This window comes from Xanthomonas cucurbitae (genome assembly GCF_002939885.1).
Lineage (GTDB): Bacteria > Pseudomonadota > Gammaproteobacteria > Xanthomonadales > Xanthomonadaceae > Xanthomonas > Xanthomonas cucurbitae.
The window spans coordinates 1-22,342 of record NZ_MDED01000025.1; the positions used below are offsets into that span (position 1 = coordinate 1).

At 65.5% G+C, this 22,342-nt stretch carries 19 protein-coding genes, 4 tRNA genes and 1 pseudogene; 11 read left to right on the forward strand and 13 right to left on the reverse strand.

All coding sequences use genetic code 11. From position 1 onward, the window contains the following. Together XcuCFBP2542_RS19600 and XcuCFBP2542_RS13460 are read left to right on the forward strand one after the other, a co-directional pair. The coding region (locus tag XcuCFBP2542_RS19600; protein ID WP_484606940.1) for a coiled-coil domain-containing protein at window positions 1-2,371 on the forward strand (2,371 nt) is incomplete at its 5' end. Beyond that, window positions 2,301-3,047, forward strand: coding sequence for a hypothetical protein (locus XcuCFBP2542_RS13460; RefSeq protein WP_104604069.1), 747 nt, complete (start codon window positions 2,301-2,303; stop codon window positions 3,045-3,047). The genes XcuCFBP2542_RS19600 and XcuCFBP2542_RS13460, both read left to right, overlap by 71 nt. A gap of 36 nt (window positions 3,048-3,083) precedes the next feature. Here XcuCFBP2542_RS13460 and XcuCFBP2542_RS20065 read toward each other — a convergent pair. From XcuCFBP2542_RS20065 to XcuCFBP2542_RS13490, 6 genes and pseudogenes are all read right to left on the reverse strand, one after another. Beyond that, a pseudogene (locus XcuCFBP2542_RS20065) lies at window positions 3,084-3,194 on the reverse strand (site-specific DNA-methyltransferase); the annotation flags it as partial. Window positions 3,195-3,219: 25 nt separating this feature from the next. Next, window positions 3,220-3,558 (reverse strand): hypothetical protein, encoded by a 339-nt coding sequence (locus tag XcuCFBP2542_RS13470; RefSeq protein ID WP_146090334.1) that lies wholly within the window; start codon window positions 3,556-3,558, stop codon window positions 3,220-3,222. A 90-nt stretch (window positions 3,559-3,648) separates the two neighbouring features. Continuing rightward, window positions 3,649-3,724, reverse strand: a tRNA-Lys gene (locus XcuCFBP2542_RS13475). A gap of 91 nt (window positions 3,725-3,815) precedes the next feature. Beyond that, window positions 3,816-3,892 (reverse strand) — tRNA-His (locus XcuCFBP2542_RS13480). Window positions 3,893-3,924: 32 nt separating this feature from the next. Then, window positions 3,925-4,001 (reverse strand) — tRNA-Arg (locus XcuCFBP2542_RS13485). A 42-nt stretch (window positions 4,002-4,043) separates the two neighbouring features. Next, window positions 4,044-4,120 (reverse strand) — tRNA-Pro (locus XcuCFBP2542_RS13490). Window positions 4,121-4,286: 166 nt separating this feature from the next. On the opposite strand from XcuCFBP2542_RS13490, the gene XcuCFBP2542_RS13495 reads away from it, so the two are divergent. Next, window positions 4,287-5,048 (forward strand): Bax inhibitor-1/YccA family protein, encoded by a 762-nt coding sequence (locus tag XcuCFBP2542_RS13495; RefSeq protein ID WP_104604071.1) that lies wholly within the window; start codon window positions 4,287-4,289, stop codon window positions 5,046-5,048. Window positions 5,049-5,187: 139 nt separating this feature from the next. On the opposite strand, the gene XcuCFBP2542_RS13500 is transcribed toward XcuCFBP2542_RS13495, so the two are convergent. From XcuCFBP2542_RS13500 to grxC, 3 genes are all read right to left on the reverse strand, one after another. Next, a complete protein-coding gene (locus tag XcuCFBP2542_RS13500; RefSeq protein ID WP_104604072.1) occupies window positions 5,188-6,195 on the reverse strand; it encodes an isocitrate dehydrogenase in 1,008 nt (335 codons plus the stop codon). Between the two features lie 363 nt (window positions 6,196-6,558). After that, window positions 6,559-6,954 (reverse strand): carboxymuconolactone decarboxylase family protein, encoded by a 396-nt coding sequence (locus tag XcuCFBP2542_RS13505; RefSeq protein ID WP_104604073.1) that lies wholly within the window; start codon window positions 6,952-6,954, stop codon window positions 6,559-6,561. Further along, a complete protein-coding gene (gene grxC, locus XcuCFBP2542_RS13510) occupies window positions 6,951-7,256 on the reverse strand; it encodes a glutaredoxin 3 (protein WP_104604074.1) in 306 nt (101 codons plus the stop codon). The genes XcuCFBP2542_RS13505 and grxC overlap by 4 nt, the downstream gene beginning before the upstream one ends. A gap of 149 nt (window positions 7,257-7,405) precedes the next feature. On the opposite strand from grxC, the gene XcuCFBP2542_RS13515 reads away from it, so the two are divergent. The 8 genes from XcuCFBP2542_RS13515 (at window position 7,406) to lpxH (ending at window position 17,805) form a co-directional block, all read left to right on the forward strand. Then, on the forward strand, window positions 7,406-9,052 hold the full coding sequence (locus XcuCFBP2542_RS13515; protein WP_104604075.1) for a M48 family metalloprotease: 1,647 nt from the start codon (window positions 7,406-7,408) through the stop codon (window positions 9,050-9,052). Between the two features lie 197 nt (window positions 9,053-9,249). After that, entirely contained in the window at window positions 9,250-9,939 is a 690-nt protein-coding gene (gene phoB / locus XcuCFBP2542_RS13520) for a phosphate regulon transcriptional regulator PhoB (RefSeq protein ID WP_002806631.1), read from the forward strand. A 75-nt stretch (window positions 9,940-10,014) separates the two neighbouring features. Next, window positions 10,015-11,343: a phosphate regulon sensor histidine kinase PhoR gene (phoR, locus tag XcuCFBP2542_RS13525; protein ID WP_167526825.1), complete on the forward strand. Its 1,329-nt coding sequence runs from the start codon at window positions 10,015-10,017 to the stop codon at window positions 11,341-11,343. A 121-nt stretch (window positions 11,344-11,464) separates the two neighbouring features. Continuing rightward, entirely contained in the window at window positions 11,465-13,567 is a 2,103-nt protein-coding gene (gene ppk1, locus XcuCFBP2542_RS13530) for a polyphosphate kinase 1 (RefSeq protein WP_104604117.1), read from the forward strand. Between the two features lie 63 nt (window positions 13,568-13,630). Then, window positions 13,631-15,151 (forward strand): exopolyphosphatase, encoded by a 1,521-nt coding sequence (gene ppx, locus XcuCFBP2542_RS13535; protein WP_208800624.1) that lies wholly within the window; start codon window positions 13,631-13,633, stop codon window positions 15,149-15,151. Between the two features lie 197 nt (window positions 15,152-15,348). After that, entirely contained in the window at window positions 15,349-16,488 is a 1,140-nt protein-coding gene (locus XcuCFBP2542_RS13540) for a glycosyltransferase family 4 protein (RefSeq protein ID WP_104604078.1), read from the forward strand. Beyond that, the gene (locus XcuCFBP2542_RS13545) at window positions 16,469-17,011 is read left to right on the forward strand and encodes a phosphatase PAP2 family protein (RefSeq protein ID WP_104604079.1); all 543 of its coding nucleotides are present in this window, start codon (window positions 16,469-16,471) and stop codon (window positions 17,009-17,011) included. Before XcuCFBP2542_RS13540 ends, XcuCFBP2542_RS13545 begins: the two co-directional genes overlap by 20 nt. 50 nt (window positions 17,012-17,061) lie before the next feature. Then, a complete protein-coding gene (gene lpxH / locus XcuCFBP2542_RS13550; protein ID WP_104604080.1) occupies window positions 17,062-17,805 on the forward strand; it encodes a UDP-2,3-diacylglucosamine diphosphatase in 744 nt (247 codons plus the stop codon). A gap of 60 nt (window positions 17,806-17,865) precedes the next feature. On the opposite strand, the gene XcuCFBP2542_RS13555 is transcribed toward lpxH, so the two are convergent. The 4 genes from XcuCFBP2542_RS13555 to purF form a co-directional block, all read right to left on the reverse strand. After that, entirely contained in the window at window positions 17,866-18,285 is a 420-nt protein-coding gene (locus XcuCFBP2542_RS13555; protein ID WP_104604081.1) for a hypothetical protein, read from the reverse strand. Window positions 18,286-18,416: 131 nt separating this feature from the next. Further along, entirely contained in the window at window positions 18,417-19,664 is a 1,248-nt protein-coding gene (locus tag XcuCFBP2542_RS13560; RefSeq protein ID WP_104604082.1) for a zinc-dependent metalloprotease, read from the reverse strand. 274 nt (window positions 19,665-19,938) lie between these two features. Next, window positions 19,939-20,742, reverse strand: coding sequence for a ferritin-like domain-containing protein (locus XcuCFBP2542_RS13565; protein WP_104604083.1), 804 nt, complete (start codon window positions 20,740-20,742; stop codon window positions 19,939-19,941). Window positions 20,743-20,862: 120 nt separating this feature from the next. Beyond that, window positions 20,863-22,329 (reverse strand): amidophosphoribosyltransferase, encoded by a 1,467-nt coding sequence (gene purF / locus XcuCFBP2542_RS13570; protein ID WP_104604084.1) that lies wholly within the window; start codon window positions 22,327-22,329, stop codon window positions 20,863-20,865. Window positions 22,330-22,342: the final 13 nt, after the last annotated feature.

Here is a 22,342-nt window from a genome sequence, read left to right on the forward strand (position 1 = left end):
GGCCGTCCAGCAGGCGTTGCCGGATCCGGATGCGTTGACTGCCTCGAACGGCCAGCGCTACTACCGCGACATCGAAGGCCGGTGGACCAGCCACGGCACTTCGCCCGATGCCAACCGGGTGCTGGAGCTGGAGACCACGCGCGCCATGCTGCAGCCGGCGCTCGCCGAGCAGGCCCAGGCGATTGCCGCCATCCAGCAGACCCCGCCATCGCCGCAGGACGTGCAGCGCGAGCAGACGCTGTACCAGTACCGCATCGTGGGCACGGAACTGCAGCCGCAATGGCGCGAAGCGATCGAGCTGGCAACCCAGCGCACCCGCGAAGCGCAAGGACTCGCAGGCGATGGCGCCATGCAGCTGCAGCGCGGGCCAGGCGGTCAGTACGGCGCCGACAGCCCGATCGCCCATCTGCAGCGCGGTGCCGATGGCGTGGAGCGCATTGCAGCAGTCACCAGCACCGACGACATCCGTCAGGCGCTGCAGGAGCTGCAGGCTCGCCAGCAGCTGGACGCACCGGTGCAGCAACTGGCCTCCGCGCCGCCTTCATCTGAAGGCTCCACAGATCCGGACACGTCCGGGTCGCCGCCCTCCAACCAGCAGGCGCTCAACGTGCCGGCCCCAGGCCAGGCCACCAGCGCCGCGCAGGAGAACCAGCAGCGGCAGCAGGAGGGACGGCAGGCGCAAGACCAGCAGTTGGCGCAGGCGCACGCGCTGCAGGAACAGGCCTCACGTGAGGACCGGACGCAGGCGAACCAGTCGCTGCAGGCGCATGCGGCACTGGAAGCACGGCAACAAGCGCTGCGACTGGAGCAACAAGAACGCCAGGCACAGGACACCCAGCAGCGCGAGGAGGAGCAGGAGCAGCGGCAGGCACACGACATCGAGCAGCACCAACAAGCACAGCAGCAGAGTGAGCAACAGACACGCCAAGCACTGGATGCTCAACACAACGAACAACAGCGCCTACAGTTGCAGGAAGCGCAGCTGGCAGAGCAGCCACCGGTGCAGGGCCAGGATGCTCCGGGGCGCAAACAAGCAGCCGAGCGCACCACCGATGCTATTGTCCATGCGCCACCAACTCTCCACGCCCAGGGCACTGCCCAACGCGAGGCAGAACAGCGCCCTGCTCAAGACCACGATGCACACCGGCCGCAGATCCAGACCCAACCGCATGCCGCCCAACCTGAGCAGGCACAGCCAGCTGAAGTGGCGCGGCAAATGCAGCACACGGCGGACCAGCTGACACAAGAAGAGCGCGCGCACCAGTCCGAGCAGCACGCAGTGATCGCGCAAGCGCCTGCGGCAAATCGGCACCAGGCGATGGAAACGCGCGACCAACAGGCCGTAGCGCCGCCAGCGGCCGCACGCGACGCCACGCCAGCACCAGGCGCGGACCTGCCTGCCGATGCACGCACTGCCCAGTTGATAGAGGCACCGGAGATGCGATCGTTCGCCGCACCGGTTGTGGCTGAGCGTATTGATGGGGAAAGGGCGCTCACGCCACAGCCCCCGGTACCGAATGCGCCTGCAGCGCCACCCACAGCGGCCCTCGTCACCGATGCAGCCAGACAGTCCCATGGCGCGCCCACTCCAGAGCCTCCCGCCGATCCCTCAGAACACGCCGCCCCATCGAACCGGCCCACGTCGGCATCGGATGCGCAGAAGCAGGCCCCAGAGCAAGCCAAACCCGCCAACGTTGCGGCTGCAGATCCCAATTCATGGGCAGAAATAGCGCGTTCTGCACGCGCGCTCCGCATCCAGGCCGAACAGGATCTCGATATAGAAAACCGCATCGCAGATGCACGGCAAGCGCGCATAGCGCGCGGTGAGCCGCCGTTTACCGAGCGGGAACTGCGCGATGGATACGACCCCGATGGTCCCTCGGCAATGAGACGACCACCGAACACCTTGGCAGGCACCGCCTCGCAGCAGGGTCTTTTTGCAACACCGGCGCAAACCGACGTTGAGCAGGACGATCGACCGCCGCCCAAGCGCAAGAGCATCACCGGTGATCCGGACGTGGATGATCTGGTGTACGCGCTGGACTCCAAGAACGATCTGGCCATCGAACAAGCCTTGAAGCGCGCCGGCAATAGCGCCCACAGCGCGGCGTTGGCACAGCAAGGTCATGAGCATCTGGACGCCAAGGCTCAGCAGGAAGCCCAGGAACAGGTGACGACGCGCCAAGCGCTGGGGATGGACGTCGCACCAGAGGTGCAGACCAGTCGCGGCCCGGTGATGGTGCTGACGCTGCCGCAGTTCGCCAACGGGCCGATGATGCAAGGCTCAGGCCCGCCCGGTGATGGCGGGGGGGGCGACGGAGGCGGAGGCGGAGGCGGAGGCGGAAGTGGCGGTGGTGGTGGTGGCGGATAGCCAGAACGCAACAAACGCATTGAACCTACAGGAGAGCACGATGGACATCCAGAACACCTCGACGCTGCCGGACAGCGGTGAATCGCACCAGGCGATGAAGGACTCGATCAAGGCCATGACGACAGTCATCGCGGCGATGCAGCGGCGAGAGCAAACCCTAGAGGATCTCGTCCGTCATCAAATGCAGCTTCTGCAGGCGGCAGTGAACAGCGCCGATCAACGCGTCACCCGGGTGGTGGAGAGCGCGCTTCCCCGGCTAACGCAGTTGAGCAACCAGGCATTGACGCAAACGCTGGAACCAGGGGCCGAGCGATTCAACACGAAGATGGTCCAAGCGGAAAGGACGCTTGAGCAGGCGACGGCGCGCTATGCACGGGCACAGCAATCGCTGGAAACCACCGCCACCCGGCGCAGCTGGGCCGGCCTCGGCGCGTTGTTGGTCGGCACGCTCCTGTGTTTGGTTGCAGTCGGCTACGCCGTCCAGGGCGCCCGACCAGTACTGGCAGAGGCTTCGCAGCGCCGTGCGGAGATCGCCTTTCTGGACCGTGTGGCACGCGCGGACCTATTGCCCTGCGGCGAGGACAGGCTCTGCGTCACGCTCGACAAGGCAGGGCCGCGCTACGGCAAGAGTAAGCAGTATCGCGTTGTGGCCTTGCGCCAACCGCCTGCGCAATGAAAGCCGAACCGCCACGCGGCAGCTCGGCTTCACGGCCTACAGGGCGTTTAGCCGATCGCGGGTGACCGCTGCGTACTGATCGGTCATCTCGATGCCGACCGCTTCAAGGCCCTCCAGTTGGGCAGCGACCAGCGTGGTGCCGCTGCCGCAAGCCTTGAGCGCTTGCTACCTATCATTTGGTGCTGTAGAGACTTTTGAGGGGTAAGGGTTCAAGCCCCTTCTTGCTACACATCGACTTGCAAATCTGATAGCACTGAGCAATTTTATCCTTCGGAAGTGAGCTGTCACGATGGTCCAAGAACGCAACAGCGTGGCCATCCTCATCCTGAACACCCGTGCCGGACCGCTCGATGTCACCCCAGTCTTGCTGGTTCTCATCTTCAGAATCGACAGCTTTTGCTCGGGTACTGCCGTTGAGAGCAACGGAGCATGCAGCTGAAAAAAGCGTTGCATGTTCTTGAAACTCCTCGTAAGCCTCTTCCTGCTCAGCTAACCGAAAATCGTTCGCCATAAAATCTACCTCGTGTGCAGTAATTTCCCCCCCAATTTTCCTGAACAAAAAAAAACAGCCACTTGATTCTCGTCAAGTGGCTGTTTTGTTTGGTGGGCCGTCAAGGATTCGAACCTTGGACCTATTGATTAAGAGTCAACTGCTCTACCAACTGAGCTAACGGCCCTGAAACTGGTCGCACATTGTATGCGCGTTTTTGCTTCGTTGCAACACCCCGCGAAGCATCGGGTCGAACTGTCCTGCACTGCCTGATTCAGTGGGGTGGCTGAGGGGACTCGAACCCCCGACATCTGGAATCACAATCCAGTACTCTAACCAGCTGAGCTACAGCCACCACTGAAAACCTGCTTCCTACCGTACCGCCGATGGCGCGCCCGACAGGACTCGAACCTGTAACCGCCGGCTTAGAAGGCCGGTGCTCTATCCGGTTGAGCTACGGGCGCCCGGACCGAACTTCGCATTCCCACGCCGCCAAGAGCTCGGAATGGTCGGGGTAGAGGGATTCGAACCCCCGACATCCTGCTCCCAAAGCAGGCGCGCTACCAGACTGCGCTATACCCCGGCGGGACCTTCCAATCCCGAAGGGCTGGAAAGGTCGGCTATTTTGGGAACGATTTGCGCCGCTGTCAATCACCACGCGTCAATTGGCGCATCCGGTATCCTGGGGACTGAACTCTGCCTGCTCACGCGCCCCGGCGTGGAGCACCCCACCTTTATGGAGAAAACGCATGCGTAGCGGCAATCCCGCCCTTCGGGAATCCACCTTCCTCGACCTCGGCTCCGGCTCGGTGGTCACCCGCGACGGCGAGGCGATGACCCTCAATGGAACCGTCAACAAGACCGGCCTGCTGCTGTTGATGGCCGTCGCTACTGCGGCCTTCGCCTGGTCGCAATCGATCGGCGCCGATGGCAACCCGCTGCCGGCGGCGCGCGTGTACATGATCGCCGGCGCGATCGGCGGGCTGGTGCTCGGGCTGGCCACCAGCTTCAAGCCGACCTGGGCACCGGTCAGCGCACCGCTGTACGCATTGGTGGAAGGCTTCTTCCTGGGCTCGATCTCGGCGGTATACGAGGCGCGTTTCGACGGCATCGTGTTCCAGGCGGTGCTGCTGACCTTCGGCACCCTGTTCGCGCTGTTGTTTGCCTACCGCAGCGGCATGATCAAGGCCACCGAGAACTTCAAGCTGGGCGTGGTGGCCGCGACCGGCGGCATCGCACTGGTCTACCTGGCCACCGTCGTGCTGGGCCTGTTCGGGGTGCGCATCCCCTTCATCCACGATTCGGGCCTGATCGGCATCGGCTTCAGCCTGTTCGTGGTGGTGGTGGCTGCACTGAATCTGGTGCTGGACTTCGACTTCATCGAAAGCGGCGTGGAACAGGGCGCACCCAAATACATGGAGTGGTACGGCGCGTTCGGGCTGATGGTGACGCTGGTGTGGCTGTACCTGGAGTTCCTGCGCCTGCTGTCGAAGCTGCAGTCGCGCAATTGAGCGGGGAATCGGGAATCGGGATTGGGGAATCGTGAGAGCGGTTTCCTGCAACTGGTGAGCAGCCGCGGCTTCTCGGCAACGTCCGAGCAAAACAAAAGGCGCCTAGGCGCCTTTTGTTTTGTGCGATCTTCCGGCGCGCTCAGAGGCGGCTGGCGATGGCCTTGGCAAAGCCCATGGTGTTGCCGCTGCCGCCCAGGTCGGGGGTCAGCGAATCCTTGGCTTCCAGGGTGGCCACGATGGCCTCGCGCAGGCGCTCGGCATTCTCGGGCTGGCCGATATGGTCCAGCATCTGCGCGGCGCCCAGCAGCAATGCACACGGGTTGGCCTTGCCCTGCCCTGCGATGTCCGGCGCGGAGCCATGCACGGCTTCGAAGATCGCCGCATCGACGCCGATGTTGGCGCCCGGGGCCAGGCCCAGGCCACCAACCAGGCCTGCGCACAGGTCCGAGAGGATGTCGCCGAACAGGTTGGTGGTGACGATGATGTCGAACTGTTCCGGGCGCATCACCAGCTGCATGCAGGTGTTGTCGACGATCATTTCCTGGAATTCGATGTCCGGGTACTGCGCGGCGACATCACGGGCGACCTTCAGGAACAGGCCCGAGGTGGACTTGATGATGTTGGCTTTGTGCACCGCGGTGACCTTCTTGCGGCCGGTGGCACGCGCCAGGTCGAAGGCGTAGCGCACGATGCGCTCGGAGCCCTTGCGGGTGATCCGGGTGCCGGAGAACGCGGTCTCGCCATCCTCGGACACGGTCTGGCCTTCGCTCAGATAGGCGCCTTCGGTGTTCTCGCGCACGGTGATGAGGTCCACGCCATCGGCAAAGCGCGACTTGGTGTTCGGGAACGACTTGGCCGGACGCACGTTGGCGTACAGGTCGAACTTGCGACGCATGGCCACGTTGATCGAGCTGAAGCCCTCGCCAACCGGCGTGGTCAGCGGGCTCTTCAGGGCGACCTTGTTCTTGGTGATCGAAGCCAGGGTGGACTCGGGCAGCAGATCGCCGTGCTTTTCCAGCGCGACCAGGCCGGCATCGGCGTACTCGTAGGTCAGGCCAGCCTGCAGCGCGTCGAGCACGAACAGCGTGGCATCCATGATCTCCGGGCCGATACCGTCGCCGCGGATGACCGTGATTGTCTGCGTCATAACGTTGGGTTTCCGAACTTGAAGGGGGGAGCGCCAGCCGGGAGCCCGGCTCACCGGCGCAAGGAGGTTTCACAGGCAATTATGCCCGATGCCGGTGAAGGCGCCCAAACCGACCTTGGTCTAAGGGCAACCATCCAACGACTGCGTGGTCAGGAAGCCGGTGCTCGGAATCGGCATGTATCCGTCCTCCGTGCGCTGCGGTTGCTCCCTGCCGTCCACACTGACTGACGACTGCCCGCGATGTTTTCGCAGCCATCCAAGAGCCGCCGGCGCCCGAACGTAACGCGCCGCCTCATCGGGCGGCGCATGTCTTGCTCGCTTTTACGAATCCCGAATCCCCACTCCCGCGCCTCAGCACCACACTCAGTCGTGCGCGTGCTGGGCCGGCGGCGGTGCGCCGCCTTCGAGCTGGTCGAGAAAATCCACCGCGCGGCGCAGGTGCGGGATCACGATGGAGCCGCCGACCACCAGGCCAACCGAGAAGGTCTCGAAAAATTCCTCCCGGGTCACCCCCGCTTCCTTGCACTGGGCGACGTGGTAGCTGATGCAGTCATCGCAGCGCAGCACCACCGAGGCAACCAGGCCGAGCAGCTCCTTGGTCTTCACGTCCAGCGCGCCGGCCTGGTAGGTCTGGGTGTCGAGCGCGAAGAAGCGACGCACCACCTGGTTGGGCTCGGCCAGGATGCGCCGGTTCATGCGCTGGCGGAATTGCGTGAACTCGCGCAGGCGGTCGGCGCTGCCGTCGTCGGAACCACTCATGCCTGACCGCCCGTGCCAGTGAACAGCGGTTCCAGCTTGCCGGCGCGATGCATGGCCATCATGTCGTCGTAGCCACCCACATGCACGTCGCCGACGAAGATCTGCGGCACGCTGGTACGCCGCGCCAGCGCGACCATCTTCTCGCGCTCGGCCGGGTCCAGGTCGATCCGCACCTCGGTCCAGGTCTGGCCCTTGCTCTTGAGGAAATTCTTGGCCGCCACGCAGTACGGGCAGATGGCGGTGGAATACAAGGTGATGGGCGGGCCGGCGGCCGCGTCCTGCCGGGGATGTTCTTGGCTCACGGGAAACTCCGTGGTTGGTCTGAGGTCTGACACATGGTAACGGGCGACTGGAATTTCCACCTCGTCACCACAACACTGTGGATTAATTGCCGATTCACGCCGCCGCGCCGTGCTGCCCGCATGCTCCGCACATCACCTGGGAGTTCCTCTTGCGCCTGCTTCCGCTTGCTACCGCCCTGACACTGGCCATTGCCACGGGCGTGGCCCCTGCGCAGGAGAACCGCCTGCCCGACATCGGCTCATCGGCCGGCGAGTTGCTGACGCCGGCGCGACAGGCCGAGTACGGCAGGATGATGCTGGCTGAGCTGCGCAGCTACGACTACGTGCTGGACGACCCGCTGATCGGCGATTGGCTGCAAACCATGGGCACCCGCCTGGGTGCTAACAGCGCCCAGCCGCAGCAGCCGTTTACCTTCTTCATGCTGCGCGACCGCCAGATCAACGCATTCGCCACGCTGGGCGGCTATATCGCGGTCAACGCCGGGCTGGTCCTGATCGCCGACCGCGAGGACGAGGTGGCTGCGGTGCTGTCGCACGAAATCGCCCACGTCACCCAGCAGCACGTGCTGCGCGGGGTGGAGCGCGCGCAACGCGACCAGATCCCGATCCTGCTCGGCATGCTGGCCGCGGTGGTGGCGGCGCAACAGGCCGGCGGCAATTCCAGGGGTGATGCCACCATGGCCACCATCACCAGCGCGATGGGGCTGATGCAGCAGCGCCAGATCGACTTCACCCGCTCCAACGAGTTCGAGGCCGACCGGCTGGGCATCCGCACCCTGGCACGCAGCGGCTACGACGTGGACGCGATGGCCGGATTCTTCGAACGCATGTCGGTGGCCATGCGCGCCAACGAGGGCGGCTACAGCGCGCCGGACTTCCTGCAGACCCACCCGGTCACCACCACCCGCATCAGCGAAGCCAAGGCACGCGCCGAGCAGATGAAGAAGAACACCGTGGTGCTGACCACCTCGGTGCCGGGTGGGACGCGTCAGGAACGTGTGGACCCGGCCGACCCGTCGTTGTCGGAACCCTTGAGCCGCAACGGCAACGCGCTGCTGCCCTACGCGCTGCGGTTGCCGGTGGACGCGCTCGGCCGTGGCGGCGACCAGCAAGGCTTCGATTGGGCCAAGGAGCGTCTGCGCGTGCTCACGGCCAGTACGCCGGATGCGGCCATCCGCGAATACGAGAACCTGCGCCGCAGCGCCAAGCAGGGGCTGAGCGAGGCGCAGCGTTACGGGCTGGCGCTGGCGCGGCTGCGCAACAGCGGCGGCCGCCCGAGCGAGCCGGTGGCCGAACTGGCCAGCCTGCTGGAGGCGCATCCGGACAATCTGTGGCTGGCGCTGGGCCTGAGCGAGGCGCAAGCCCGCGTCGGCCAGCGCGATGTGGCCAATGCCCGTTTCGACACCTTGCTGAAACACTTGCCGAACAACCGCGCGGTGGCGCTGACCTACGCCGGGGCGCTCAATGCGCAGGCCAGCAAGGACGCGGGCCAACGCGCACGGCAGGTGCTTGAACCATTACTGCATCGCCGCAGCGACGATCCGCTGCTGCAGCAGACCTATGCCCGCGCCTGCGAACTCGCCGGCGACCCTCTGCGCGCCAGCGAAGCCTACGCCGAGTCGGCGTATTTGAACGGCCATCCGGAGCAAGCCCTGATCCAGCTGGAAGCACTCAAGAAGAAGGAACTCGACTACGTGACACGGGCGCGCGTGGACGCGCGCATCGCCGCCATCACCCCGACCGTGCTGGAACTGCGCCGCCAGGGAATTCGCGATCCCGATCTGTCCACACAATGACACTTGGGCGGGAATCGGGAATCGGGAATCGGGAATCGGCTAAAAGCATGCAGGTCCAGCCTGGGCGTGTCGCCCATTGCCGGTTCAGTCTGTTTTGAAGACCTGCCGGCTGGCAGAAGCCGGTGCCGGCCATGTCACATTAGAGTCACAAAACCGTAGTCTACTGGCGATCACCAAAGCCAGACGGTAAGCCCCGCGTGCAAAAACGCATTCTGATCGTCGATGACGAACCCGCGATTCGCGACATGGTGGCGTTCGCGCTGCGCAAAGGCGAGTTCGAGCCCATCCATGCCGGCGACGCGCGCGAGGCGCAGACCGCCATCGCCGACCGGGTGCCGGATCTGATCCTGCTGGACTGGATGCTGCCCGGCACCAGCGGCCTGGACCTGGCACGGCGCTGGCGCAAGGAGCAGCTGACGCGCGAGATTCCGATCATCATGCTGACCGCGCGCGGCGAAGAGAACGACCGCGTCGGCGGGCTGGAAGCCGGCGTGGATGACTACGTGGTCAAGCCGTTCTCCGCCCGTGAGTTGCTGGCACGCATCCGTGCAGTGATGCGGCGCACCCGCGAGGACGACGAAGACGGCAGCGTGGCCGTGGGCCGCCTGCGGATCGATGGCGCCGCGCACCGCGTGTTCGCCGGCGATGCACCGGTGCCGATCGGCCCGACCGAATACCGCCTGCTGCATTTCTTCATGACCCACCCCGAGCGGGTGTATACGCGCACCCAGCTGCTGGACCATGTCTGGGGCGGCAGCGTGTACGTGGAAGAGCGCACCATCGACGTGCACATCCGCCGCCTGCGCAAGACGCTGGAACCGTTTGGCCTGGAAAACATGGTGCAGACCGTGCGTGGATCGGGCTATCGTTTTTCGTCGGCGACCTGATCGGCGCCGCACAGCCGCCTGGCCGCCGCATGGGCCGGGCAGCTACCTACCTGACGCTTCGTGGTAACGCCTTCCATGCCCCAACATATCCGTTCCGCCTGGCTCAAGACGCTTGGCACTCTCGCGCTGTTGCTGGGCGCTGCCGTGGTGGTGGGCGTGCTGATCGAGCATGTGTGGATGGCGCTGACCTTCACCGCACTGGGCGTGCTGGGGTGGCATTACTGGCGGCTGCGCCAGGTGCTGCGCCGGCTCACCGCGCGCCAGCGTGCCGAGCCTGCGGTCGGCATCGGCGCCTGGAACGAACTGGACCGCCTGCTGTACCGCAGCCAGGCCGAAATGCGCGGGCGCAAACGGCGCCTGATCGACATGCTGCGGACCTACCGCGCCGCCGCGCAGGCACTGCCGGATGCGGTGGTGGTGGTGGACCGCAACAACCAGCGCGTGCAGTGGTTCAACAAGGCCGCCGGCGGCCTGCTCGGCCTGCAGCATCCTGGTGACATGGGCGTGTCGGTGGTGGAACGCCTGCAACCGCTGCCGTTGGCGCACTGGCTGGCGGCCGGGCGCAATGCCGAGCCGATGCTGGATGCGGCCTCGCCGGTGGACCCGGACCTGCGCCTGAACCTGCGCCTGATTCCGTATTCGGACGACTACTGGCTGCTGGTGGCGCGCGATGTCAGCAAGCTGCTGCGCCTGGAACAGGTGCGCCGCGACTTCGTGGCCAATGTCTCGCACGAGTTGCGCACGCCGTTGACGGTGGTACACGGCTACCTGGACATGCTCGACCCGGAAGACTTCCCGGACTCGGGCCCGATGCTGGCGGAGATGCGCAAGCAGTCGCAGCGCATGGCACAGCTGGTGGAAGACCTGCTGACCCTGTCGCGGCTGGAATCGCAGGAAGAACTCGGCGAAGAACACGTGGCGATGGCGCCGATGCTGTCCACCCTGCGCCGCGAGGCCGAGGCGCACAGCCAGGGCCGGCACACGGTGGAAGTGATCGACGAGGCCGGCGTGGATCTGCTCGGTTCCAACAAGGAATTGCATAGCGCGTTCTCCAACCTGGTGACCAATGCGGTGCGCTATACGCCCGGCGGCGGCACGGTCACGATCCGCTTCGTGCGCGAAGGCGACGGCGCGGCGCTGGCAGTGCGCGACACCGGCTACGGCATCCCCGCCTCGCATCTACCGCGCATCACCGAGCGTTTTTATCGCGTGTCCAGCAGCCGCTCGCGCGAGAGCGGCGGCACCGGGCTGGGGCTGTCGATCGTCAAGCACATCCTGGGCCTGCACCAGGCGCGGCTGGACATCGAAAGCGAGGTGGGACGCGGCAGCGAGTTCTCGTGCCATTTCGTGGCCGCCCGTGTCGTGCAACGCGAACCGTCCCTGCCACTGTCACGCTCGGCGTGATATGTAAGCGGTGCAGGCCGCAGCGCGGCGCGATGCACCGGTGCCATCCGTGTCGCATCGCCTGCGTCGCGGCCCATGCGCCGCACACCACGCACACCACTTCGCCTTGATGACCGACTCCATGGGCCACGCCAAAGAACTGCACGACGTCACACCCGGCGACGACATCGCCACCGATCCGCTGCGGGATCCGGCGCTGTACATCAACCGCGAGCTGTCGCAGCTGGATTTCAATTTCCGGGTATTGGCGCAGGCACTGGACGACCAGGTGCCGCTACTGGAACGGCTGCGCTTCCTGTGCATCTCCTGCACCAACCTGGACGAATTCTTCGAGATCCGCGCCGCCACCGTGCGGCACGCGCAGGAATTCGGCTTGCCGCCGGCACCGGACGGTTTGAGCCCTACCGCCATCCTCAATGCCGTGCACGACCGCGCGGCCAAGTTGGTGGAGCAGCAGTACCACGCCTGGAACGAGGTGCTGCGCCCGGCGATGGAAGAAGCCGGTGTGGCCGTACTCGGTCGCTCGACGTGGACGGCGCGGCAGAAGCGCTGGCTGCGCGCCTACTTCCGCAACGAGATCATGCCGGTGCTCTCGCCACTGGGGCTGGATCCGGCGCATCCGTTCCCGAAGATCCTCAACAAGACCCTGAACATCGTGGTGGTACTGGAGGGCCAGGATGCGTTCGGACGCGCCGGCCACCTGGCCATTGTGCGTGCGCCGCGTTCGTTGCCGCGCATCATCCAGCTGCCGGCCAGCCTGTCGCCGGACGGTGCGCAGAGTTTTGTGTTCCTGTCCTCGGTGCTGTCGGAGTTCGTGGACGAGCTGTTCCCGGGCATGCAGGTCAAGGGCTCCTACCAGTTCCGCGTCACCCGCAATTCCGAATTGGTGGTGGACGAAGAAGAGGTCGAAAATCTGGCGCTCGCCTTGCGCGACGAGCTGGTTACCCGCGGCTACCGGCCGGCGGTGCGCCTGGAAATCGCGCACGACTGCCCGGCGCCGATCATGCGCACCCTGCTGCAGAACTTCGGTCTGAACGAGAACGCGGTGTACCGCATCGTCGGGCCGGTCAATCTCAGCCGCGTCACCCAGGTCTACGATCTGGTGCAGCGCCCCGAACTCAAGTACCCCGCGTTCAATCCGCGCACCTTGCGCGACAGCGAAGGCATCTTCGAGATCGTCGGCAAGGGCGATGTCCTGCTGCACCACCCCTTCGATGCGTTCACCGCGGTGCTGGATGTCATCCGCCAGGCGGCAGTCGATCCGAACGTGCTGGCGATCAAGCAGACGCTGTACCGCACCGGCAAGGATTCGTTGATCGTCGATGCGCTGATCCTGGCCGCGCGCAACGGCAAGGACGTCACCGTGGTGGTGGAACTGCGCGCGCGTTTCGACGAGGAAGCCAACCTGGGGCTGGCCGACAAGTTGCAGGAAGCCGGCGTGCAGGTGGTGTACGGCGTGGTCGGCTACAAGACCCATGCCAAGATGCTGCTGATCGTGCGCCGCGAAGGACGCAAGCTCAAACGCTATGTGCATCTGGGCACCGGCAACTACCACAGCGGCACCGCGCGGCTCTACACCGACATCAGCCTGATTACCGCCGATGCGGAGATCGGCAACGACGTACACATGCTGTTCCAGCAACTGTCCGGGCTGGCCCCGCGCATGAAACTGGACCAGCTGCTGCAATCGCCCTTCACCCTGCATGCCGGCGTACTGAAACGCATCGACCGCGAAACCCGACTGGCCCGCAAGGGCCGCCCGGGCCGCATCATTGCCAAGATGAACGCTCTCAACGAACCGCAGGTGGTGCGCGCCCTGTACACCGCCTCGCAGGCCGGCGTGCAGATCGACCTGATTATTCGCGGCGCCTGCACGCTGCGGCCGGGCGTGCCGGGCGTGTCCGACAATATCCGCGTGCGCTCGATCGTGGGGCGCTTCCTGGAACACAGCCGCGTGTATTGGTTCGGCAACGACGGGGCGGCCGAGCTGTATTGCGCCAGCGCCGACTGGCTGGAACGCAACCTGCTGCGCCGGGTGGAAACCTGCTTCCCGATCCTGGACCCGGACCTGGCCCGGCGCGTGTATCGCGAAGTGCTGCAGAACTACCTGGACGACAACGTCAGCGCGTGGGAGCTGGACGCCGAGGGCGTGTACCACAAGCGCACGCCCGCACCCGGTGAACCGGCCCATTCGGCGCAGGTGACCTTGCTCGATCGGATCTGAGAACGCCACGCCCGTGGCCTCTCACGTGGGCAACAGCCCATCGGCTACCATGCGGCCATGCCAATGCCCTCCCCCACGATCCCGCCCCTGCGCGATGGCGATATGCTCGCCGCCGTCGATCTAGGCTCCAATAGTTTCCACATGGTTATCGCGCGCTACCTGATGGGTCAGCTGCGCGTGGTGGACCGCCTGCGGGAGACGGTGCGCATGGCCGACGGTCTGGATGGCAAGGGCGGTCTCTCCAATGAAGCACGGCAGCGCGCACTGGAATGCCTGGCGCGGTTTGGGCAACGCATCCGCGATGTGCCGTCGCTGCGCGTGCGTGCATTGGCTACCAACACGGTGCGCCAGCTGCGATCGCCGCAGACCTTTCTGATGCCGGCTGAAACCGCACTTGGGCACGCGATCGAAGTGGTCAGCGGTCGCGAGGAGGCACGCCTGATCTATCTCGGCGTGACCCATGCGCAACCGCCCAAGCCCGACCAGCGCCGCCTGGTGATCGACATCGGCGGCGGCTCCACGGAATTCATCATCGGCCAAGGGTTCCAGACCCTGGAACGCGAAAGCCTGCAGGCCGGCTGCATCGCCAGCACGCGGCGGTTCTTTCCCGGCGGCAAGCTGTCCAGGAAGAAGTGGAAGGATGCACTGACCGAGATCGGCGCCGAGTTCCAGCAGTTCGCCGGCCAATACAAGACGCTGGGCTGGCATGAAGCGATCGGCTCGTCCGGCACGCACAAGGCCATCGGCGAGATCTGCGCGGCGATGAAACTCACCAAGGGCGCGATCACCGCTCAGGCGCTGCCGGCGCTGCGCGAGGAACTGCTCAAGGCCAAGCGCATCGAGGACATCCAGCTGCCCGGGCTGGCCGCCGAACGCCGGCCGATCATCGCCGGCGGCATCCTGGTACTCGAAGCGGCCTTCCAGGCGCTGGGGCTGGAGAAGCTGATGGTGAGCAAGGCGGCGATGCGCGAAGGCATCCTGTACGACATGCTCGGCCGCGGTGGCCAGAACGACCCGCGCGACAGTTCGGTGGCTTCGCTGGTGCAGCGCTACGGCATCGACGAAGTGCAGGCCCAACGCGTGGAGGCTACTGCCACCCGGCTGTTCGACCAGGTGTGCGACTCCTGGCAGCTGGATGGCGACGACGCGCAGGTGCTGCGCCAGGCCGCGCGCCTGCACGAACTGGGGCTGATGATCGCCCATAGCCAGTACCATATCCACGGCAGCTACATCCTGGAGCACTCGGACATCGCCGGCTTCTCGCGGCAGGAGCAGCAGGTGCTGGCCGCCTTGGTGCGCACGCATCGGCGCAATGTCTCCCGGACCGCCTTCGATGCCCTGCCCGATCGCCTGCTACTGCCGACCCGCCGCAAGGCCGCGCTGCTGCGGCTGGCGGTGCTGCTGCACCGCGCGCACGAGGCAGACCCGATTCCAACCCTGGAACTCACCGCCGAAGACACACGGCTGTCGTTGATCCTGTCGCAGAGCTGGATCGATTCACGCCCACTGCTGCGTGCCGACCTGATCGGCGAGATCGAAGGCATGGCCGGGCTGGGCATCGTGTTCAAGCCGTTTGTGGCCTGAGGCGGGAATCGGGAATGGGGAATTGTCGATCACCGGCTTCTGATGTAGATCGCTGACAGGCGACCATACGCTAAACGCAAGCAGCGCTTTTGCCTTTGCGATTCCCGATTCCCGATTCCTCTGTCACCGCCACGTCTTGTCTGCGCAACATCAATGCCATCGCCCTCCCGGAAGCTAGCCAAAACGGGAGAACGGGCATGCGCTACGCGATCGTTACCGAAACCTACCCCCCCGAAGTCAATGGCGTAGCACTGACCGTGCATGGCCTGGAAACCGGGCTGCGCGCGCGCGGACATCAGGTGGACGTGGTGCGCCCACGCCAGGGCGGCGATTCGCCCCAGACCGCCGATGCCTTGCTGGTGCGTGGCGCGGCGCTGCCGCGCTATCCGGGGCTGAAATTCGGGTTGCCGGCCATGCAACGGCTGCTGGGCCACTGGCGAGCGACGCAGCCGGATGCGATCTACATCGCCACCGAAGGCCCGCTGGGCTGGTCGGCGATGCGCGCCGCGCGCCGGCTGGGCATTCCGGTGGCCAGCGGCTTCCATACCCGCTTCGACCAATACCTGCCGGACTACGGCGCGGCCTGGCTGCAAGGCACCGCGCTGCGCTGGATGCGCCGCTTCCACAACCAGGCCGAAGTCACCCTGGTGCCGACCCACGAGCTGCAGCAAACCCTGCGCGATGACGGCTTCCAGCACGTCCAGGTGCTGGCGCGCGCCGTGGACAGCCAACAGTTCGATCCGGCCCGGCGCGATCCGGCGCTGCGTGCGCAGTGGGGCATCGAAGGCGAAGGCTTTGCCGCGATCTACGTCGGGCGAATCGCCAACGAAAAGAACCTGCCGTTGGCCATCCACGCATTTCGCACGCTGCAACGGATCCGTCCCAAGGCACGCTTCGTGTGGGTCGGCGATGGTCCGGCACGCGAAAAAATCGCCCACGAGAATCCCGACTTCATCTTCTGCGGCGTCCAGCGTGGTCAGTCCCTGGCCCGCCACTTCGCCAGCGGCGATCTGTTCCTGTTTCCCAGCCACAGCGAGACCTTCGGCAACGTGACGCTGGAAGCAATGGCCAGTGGCGTGGCGACGGTCGCCTTCGACTACGGTGCCGCGCGCCAATACCTGCGTAGCGGCCAGACCGGTGCGGCGGTGGACACCGATGCGGCGTTCATCCAGGCAGCAGTCGCGCTGACCGAGGACGACGCCCTGCGCCAGCGCATGGGCACGGCGGCCGCGCAGGCGATGAAGAAACTGCATCCGGACAACGTGGTGTCCGACTTCGAAGCGCTGTTGCTGGGGATCACTGCCGTACGGGGGCGTCATGTCGTCGACGCGGCTTGAGCTGTTGCGTGGCCGCGAGGCACGCTGGTGCCGGCGTGCCAACCATTGGTGCCGCCGCTACCCGGTACGGCGCACGTTCGCCATCATCAGCCGGCTGGGCGACGGCGTGTTCTGGTACAGCCTGATGGGGCTACTGGTGCTGCTGGACGGCATGGACGGCGTGCGTGCCTCCGCCCACATGGCCGCTACCGGCGTGCTGGCGCTGACGCTGTACAAGGCACTCAAGCGCTGGACGCGTCGGCCACGCCCGTACGCGGCCGACGGGCGCATCCGCGCCTGGGTGGCACCGCTGGACGAGTTCAGTTTTCCGTCCGGCCACACCCTGCACGCGGTGTCCTTCAGCATCGTCGCGCTGGCGTACTACCCCTGGCTGGCGCCGCTGCTGGTGCCGTTCTCTGCCGGCGTGGCGCTGTCGCGCGTGGTGCTGGGGCTGCACTACCCCAGCGATGTACTCGCCGCCACGGCGATCGGCGTGCTACTGGCCAGCCTGTCGCTGTGGGAGCTGCCGGCGCTGATTGGGTAGCGGTTGTTTCCCTTCTCCCACCGGGACGTTGTCCTCCTTACAATGGCGCGATGACAACCCTGTTCATTTCCGACCTGCATCTGGATCCGGCACGGCCGGCGATCACCGAACTGTTCCTGGCGTTCCTGCGCACGCAAGTTCCCGGCAGCGATGCGCTGTACATCCTTGGCGATCTGTTCGAAGCCTGGATCGGCGACGACACTCCATCCACGGCCGCCGACGCGGTCGCCATCGCACTGCATGCGGTGGCCGATGCCGGTGTACCGGTGTTCTTCATGCCGGGCAACCGCGACTTCCTGGTCGGCGAACACTATGCGCAGCGCGCGGGTTTTCGCATCCTGCCCGACCCCACGGTGATCGACCTATACGGGCACACCACCTTGCTGATGCATGGCGACCTGCTGTGCACCGACGACACCGCGTACCAGGCCTTCCGCGCGCAAACGCGCGACCCGGTGTTTCAGGCGCAATTCCTGTCGCAACCGCTGGCCGCGCGTGTGGCATTCGCGCAGCAGGCGCGTGCGGCCAGCCAGGCCCGCTATGCCGAACTCCAGCAAGGCGATCAGGCGCAACTGGAAACCGTCACCGACGTCTCGCCGGCCGAGGTGGAGACCACCTTCGTGCGTTACGGCGTGGATCGCCTGATCCATGGGCATACCCACCGCCCCGCCATCCATACCGTGCAGGCCGGCGGGCGGATTTGCACACGTATCGTGCTGGGCGACTGGTACGCACAGGGTTCGGTGCTGCGCGTGGATGCCGACGGCGTTGTGCTGGAACAGTTGCCGCTGTGATGCACCGCCGATGCGTTGCCAGCGGCCGATATTGAAGACGCTGGTATTGGAGCGCAGGTCTTATTGCAGGCTGCGCGCGCGCTCGGCGTAATCGACGAAACCGGCGTTGACCACGTCGTACCACAGCACCTTGCCATCGGCCTGCACGCGGAAGCGATCGCGCACCGGGCTGGTCTGCGGATCGCCCGGGCAGCCATTGCCGTGGCGTTCGTGGACGGCGAATTCGAAGGCATCGGCAGCAGGCGTCTGGCCGGCTTCGGTGAGGATGCTGATGCAGTTGTCCGGATACGCGTGATCGCGCTGCAACTGCGCTTCGAGCACGTGCAGCGCACGGGCCTCGGCATCGTTGCCGGTCACTGCTGCCGGTGCGGCCACGGCAGGTTTTGGCGTGGCGGCGGCGGGCTCGGCCGGTTGCTGCCGGCAGCCGACAATTGCCAGCGCCACTAGGCACGCGATGGCAAGACGCAAGGATGTGGACATGAGGACTCCGCTCGACAGGACATCGCCGGCTGGTGCCGGCGGTGTCTGTAGTCTGCGCGATCAGCGTGCGCGGGAGTAGCGCTCCGTCCCGGCACCTGACGATGCTGGACGGGAGCGATTCAAGAAAACACTCAGCGGAAACCGGCGATGGCAGCCTTGGTGTTGACCAGCACGCGCTGATTGTCGGCGGTGCTGGCATTGCCCATCGGCACGCCGTTGTAGCTGATGTTGGGGTTGGACCAGTAGTTCAGTCGCGGGCAACCACTGGTACAGTCGTAGGCCATGATGGTGCGCCAGCTGTTGCCGTAGCGATACCCATGGCCATAGGCATACGGTGAGGTGCTCGGGTCACTGGCGGCGTCGTGACGCGCGCTTTGCAGGTGGCCGATTTCATGCGCGAAACTGTAGTAGCCGGTCGCGCAATCCCAGTATACCGAGGCGAATGCACTGGCCGCATTCGATCCGATGCCCGAGGCCAGGCCGCAGTAACTGCTGTTGTCCAGCACGATCACGCCCACGTCGGCGGTGTAGGTATTGCGGCTGGTGTGGATGCTGTCCATGTAACCATCGTTGGTCACCCGGAAGCGTTGCAGGTCGGTGCTGAAGTTGCCGGTTTCGCCATAGCTGGTGGTCTCGTAGCGCGCCAGCTGCAAGGTGATGCCGACGTTGCTGTTGATGTAGCCCTGGTTGGCTTCGGCCACCGCCAGCTGCACCAATGACTGCATGTTGCCGCCGTAGGCAGTGACCGCCTTGTTGGTGGCCACGACCAGCACGCGGATGGTGGCCGGGCTGCCGGATGAGGCGGCCGCGGTGGTGACGCGTCCGTCGCCGGGCATGTCGAACCTGGGCAGCAGGCTGTATTCGGCCGGATGCTCCTGCGGCATGCGCTGCTCATCGACCTGTACCAGCACATGGCGGCCATCGGCCAGCGGACGCAGGCGATACAGCTTGCCGGCATGGCGGATGGTGCCGGTCACGGTGTCGCCGCTGCGCACCAGGATGACCGAATTGAGCGGGTCTACCCCCGACAGCGTGCGCGCCCGAGTGCCGGCACGCGGGCCGAGATTGCCGTACCAGACGCTGTCACCGCCCTCCAGCGCCTCCACCTTGGCCTGTGTGGCGGTGACGGTCTGGCCGTCCAGCTGCAGCTCCAGCAGTTTTTCCCCGGCGGTCACCGCAGCTGCATCGAGCTGGACCACCTGCGCATTGGCAGTGGACGGTGCGCTCAGCAGGCGTTGCAGCGAGGGTTCGGTCGTGGTGGCGGCGCTGCGGCTGAGCGCCGGCCCGGTTTGATACAGCGGCGTGCCGGCAGCAGCAGCCGAACCAGCCAGGCACATGGCAATCAGACCCACCGTGGTGCACATCGACTTCGACTTCATCGTCTTTCTCTCCTAAGACATGGAAGTTACGGATGTGAAACACCGGGCCCCTGTTCCCGGGACGCCATTAAGGCGCCCGAGAATGTACAGATTGCAAGTTGTTACAACAGAAAATTACATTTTTGTGATGACATGCGGCAGCTGGATGCGATTCCAGCGGCGATGGGACAGGAACCAGCGCACAGTCCAGCCCTGCAGTGCACCGCTTGCTCCCGCACGCAACGCAACAGGTCCGACGTGGCACCGCCGCGCAGGTGCAGTCTCACGCCGGCACCTAGCCGGCCTGCTCCACCAGGCTGGCCAGTTCGTCCTCGTCAAACCCGGCGAGCAGCCTGGCCTGGATGTTGAACGGCCCATGCAGATAACCACCGGCATACTCGCGCAGCAGCGCCTTGAAGCGCGCACGCGGCTCGATGCCCGCCTGCTCGCAATACCAGCGATACCAGCGCGAACCCGCTGCCACATGCGCCACTTCCTCGCGCAGGATGGTCTCCAGCACCTCGGCGGTGGCGGTATCGCCCAGCGAGCGCAGCTTGACGATCATCGCCGGCGTCACATCCAGGCCGCGCGCTTCCAGCACACGCGGTACCAGCGCCATCCGCGCCAGCCCATCGTGTGCGGTTTTCTCGCACATTTCCCACAGGCCGTTATGCGCGGCAAAGTCGCCATAATCATGACCGTGTGCCTGCAGGCGCGCGCGCAGCAGCATGAAATGCCGCGATTCGTCGTCGGCCACCACCACCCAATCGGCGTAGAAGGCATCGGGCAGGCCGCGGAAGCGATACACCGCGTCCCAGGCCAGGTCGATGGCGTTGAGCTCGATGTGCGCGATGGCATGGATGAAGGCCGCCCGCCCATCTGCAGTGCCCAGCCCACGCCGCGGCAGTTCACGCGGATGCACCAGCACCGGGGTCGGCGGGCGACCCGGCATGCGGATCGGCAATGGTGCGGGGGCCGCGGGATCGATCGTCAATTGGCCCGCACGACAGGCCGCTGCGTACTGCTGCGTCAACGCGACTTTATGCAGCGGATCGGCAGCGCCCAGGCACGCGTACGCGGCGTCGAACAGATCCGTCATCACCGTCCCTGCCGAAGCGATTGCTGACCCGGTGCTGCCGCACGCACCTGCTCGCAGGCGTTCGCCTTGATCCGCAACTCGCAGGCGACGATGGCCACCGGGCCGACGCGCACCGCCATCTCAGGCGCGGCGACGCTTCTTGGCATCGTCCGAGCGCAGCTGCTGGATGCGTTCGAAGTAGCCCGACTCGATGCCGGTGATGTATTCGCCGTTGAAGCACGAGGAATCGAACTGCTTGATGTCCGGGTTGCCTTCGCGCACCGCCACTTCCAGGTCTTCCAGATCCTGGTAGATCAGCCAGTCGCAGCCCAGGAATTCCTGGATCTCCTGCTCGCTGCGGCCATGCGCAATCAATTCTTCGGCAGCCGGCATGTCGATGCCGTAGATGTTGGGGTAGCGCACCGGCGGCGCGGCCGAAGCCAGATACACCTTGCGTGCACCGGCGTCGCGCGCCATCTGCACGATCTGCCGGCTGGTGGTGCCGCGCACGATGGAATCGTCCACCAGCAGCACCACGCGGTTACGGAATTCCAGGTGAATCGGGTTGAGCTTGCGGCGCACCGATTTCTGCCGCTCGCCCTGCCCCGGCATGATGAAGGTGCGGCCCACGTAGCGATTCTTGACGAAGCCTTCACGGTACTTCACGCCGAGCACGTTGGACATTTCCAGGGCCACGTCGCGCGAGGTGTCTGGAATCGGAATGATGGTGTCGATGTCGTGATCCGGGCGCAGGCGCAGGATCTTTTCGCCCAGCTTCAGGCCCATGCGCATGCGCGCCTTGTGCACCGAGATGTTGTCGATCATCGAATCGGGACGCGCGAAATACACGTATTCGAAAATGCACGGCGCATGGTCGGTGGGCGCGGCGCAGATTTCCGAGAACAGCTCGCCGCGCGCAGTGATGACCAGCGCCTCACCCGGGCGCACGTCGCGCACGCGTTGATAGCCAAGGATGTCCAGCGCGGCCGATTCGGAGGACACGATGTATTCGGTGCCTTCGGCGTGGTCACGCTTGCCCAGCACCAGCGGGCGGATGCCGTGCGGGTCGCGGAACGCCACCAGGCCCAGGCCCAGCACCACGCTGACCACCGCATAGCCGCCCTTGCAGCGGCGGTGCACGCCGGCGACCGCGCGGATTGCCGCTTCGGGGGTGAGCATGCGCTGCGCGTCCAGCTCGTAGGCGAACACGTTCAGCAGCACTTCGCTGTCCGAATCGGTGTTGATGTTGCGGCGGTCGGCTTCGAACACCTGCTGGCGCAGGGCCTCGGTGTTGATGAGGTTGCCGTTGTGCGCCAGCGCGATGCCATACGGCGAATTGACGTAGAACGGCTGCGCTTCATCCATGCCTTCCGAACCGGCGGTCGGGTAGCGGCAATGCGCGATGCCGACACGGCCTTCCAGCACCGCCATCTTCTTTTCATCGAAGACATCGCGCACCAGGCCGTTGGCCTTCTGCACACGCAGGCGCGTGCCATCGGCGGTGGCGATGCCTGCGGCGTCCTGCCCACGATGCTGCAGGACGGTCAGGCCGTCATACAGCTGCCCGGCGACGTTCTGGTTGCCGACAATACCGACGATGCCACACATGGTGCGTGTTCTC

Bases quoted from the DNA above. Each gene is read 5' to 3' on its own strand.
- ppx (WP_208800624.1), top strand. From the start codon at position 13,631: ATGCCCTCCCCCACGATCCCGCCCCTGCGCGATGGCGATATGCTCGCC.
- XcuCFBP2542_RS13460 (WP_104604069.1), top strand. From the start codon at position 2,301: ATGGCGGGGGGGGCGACGGAGGCGGAGGCGGAGGCGGAGGCGGAAGTG.
- XcuCFBP2542_RS13555 (WP_104604081.1), bottom strand. From the start codon at position 18,285: ATGTCCACATCCTTGCGTCTTGCCATCGCGTGCCTAGTGGCGCTGGCA.
- phoR (WP_167526825.1), top strand. From the start codon at position 10,015: ATGCCCCAACATATCCGTTCCGCCTGGCTCAAGACGCTTGGCACTCTC.
- XcuCFBP2542_RS13470 (WP_146090334.1), bottom strand. From the start codon at position 3,558: ATGGCGAACGATTTTCGGTTAGCTGAGCAGGAAGAGGCTTACGAGGAG.
- XcuCFBP2542_RS13545 (WP_104604079.1), top strand. From the start codon at position 16,469: ATGTCGTCGACGCGGCTTGAGCTGTTGCGTGGCCGCGAGGCACGCTGG.
- XcuCFBP2542_RS13565 (WP_104604083.1), bottom strand. From the start codon at position 20,742: ATGACGGATCTGTTCGACGCCGCGTACGCGTGCCTGGGCGCTGCCGAT.
- XcuCFBP2542_RS13500 (WP_104604072.1), bottom strand. From the start codon at position 6,195: ATGACGCAGACAATCACGGTCATCCGCGGCGACGGTATCGGCCCGGAG.
- XcuCFBP2542_RS13560 (WP_104604082.1), bottom strand. From the start codon at position 19,664: ATGAAGTCGAAGTCGATGTGCACCACGGTGGGTCTGATTGCCATGTGC.
- purF (WP_104604084.1), bottom strand. From the start codon at position 22,329: ATGTGTGGCATCGTCGGTATTGTCGGCAACCAGAACGTCGCCGGGCAG.
- lpxH (WP_104604080.1), top strand. From the start codon at position 17,062: ATGACAACCCTGTTCATTTCCGACCTGCATCTGGATCCGGCACGGCCG.
- XcuCFBP2542_RS13540 (WP_104604078.1), top strand. From the start codon at position 15,349: ATGCGCTACGCGATCGTTACCGAAACCTACCCCCCCGAAGTCAATGGC.
- XcuCFBP2542_RS13495 (WP_104604071.1), top strand. From the start codon at position 4,287: ATGCGTAGCGGCAATCCCGCCCTTCGGGAATCCACCTTCCTCGACCTC.
- ppk1 (WP_104604117.1), top strand. From the start codon at position 11,465: ATGGGCCACGCCAAAGAACTGCACGACGTCACACCCGGCGACGACATC.
- XcuCFBP2542_RS13505 (WP_104604073.1), bottom strand. From the start codon at position 6,954: ATGAGTGGTTCCGACGACGGCAGCGCCGACCGCCTGCGCGAGTTCACG.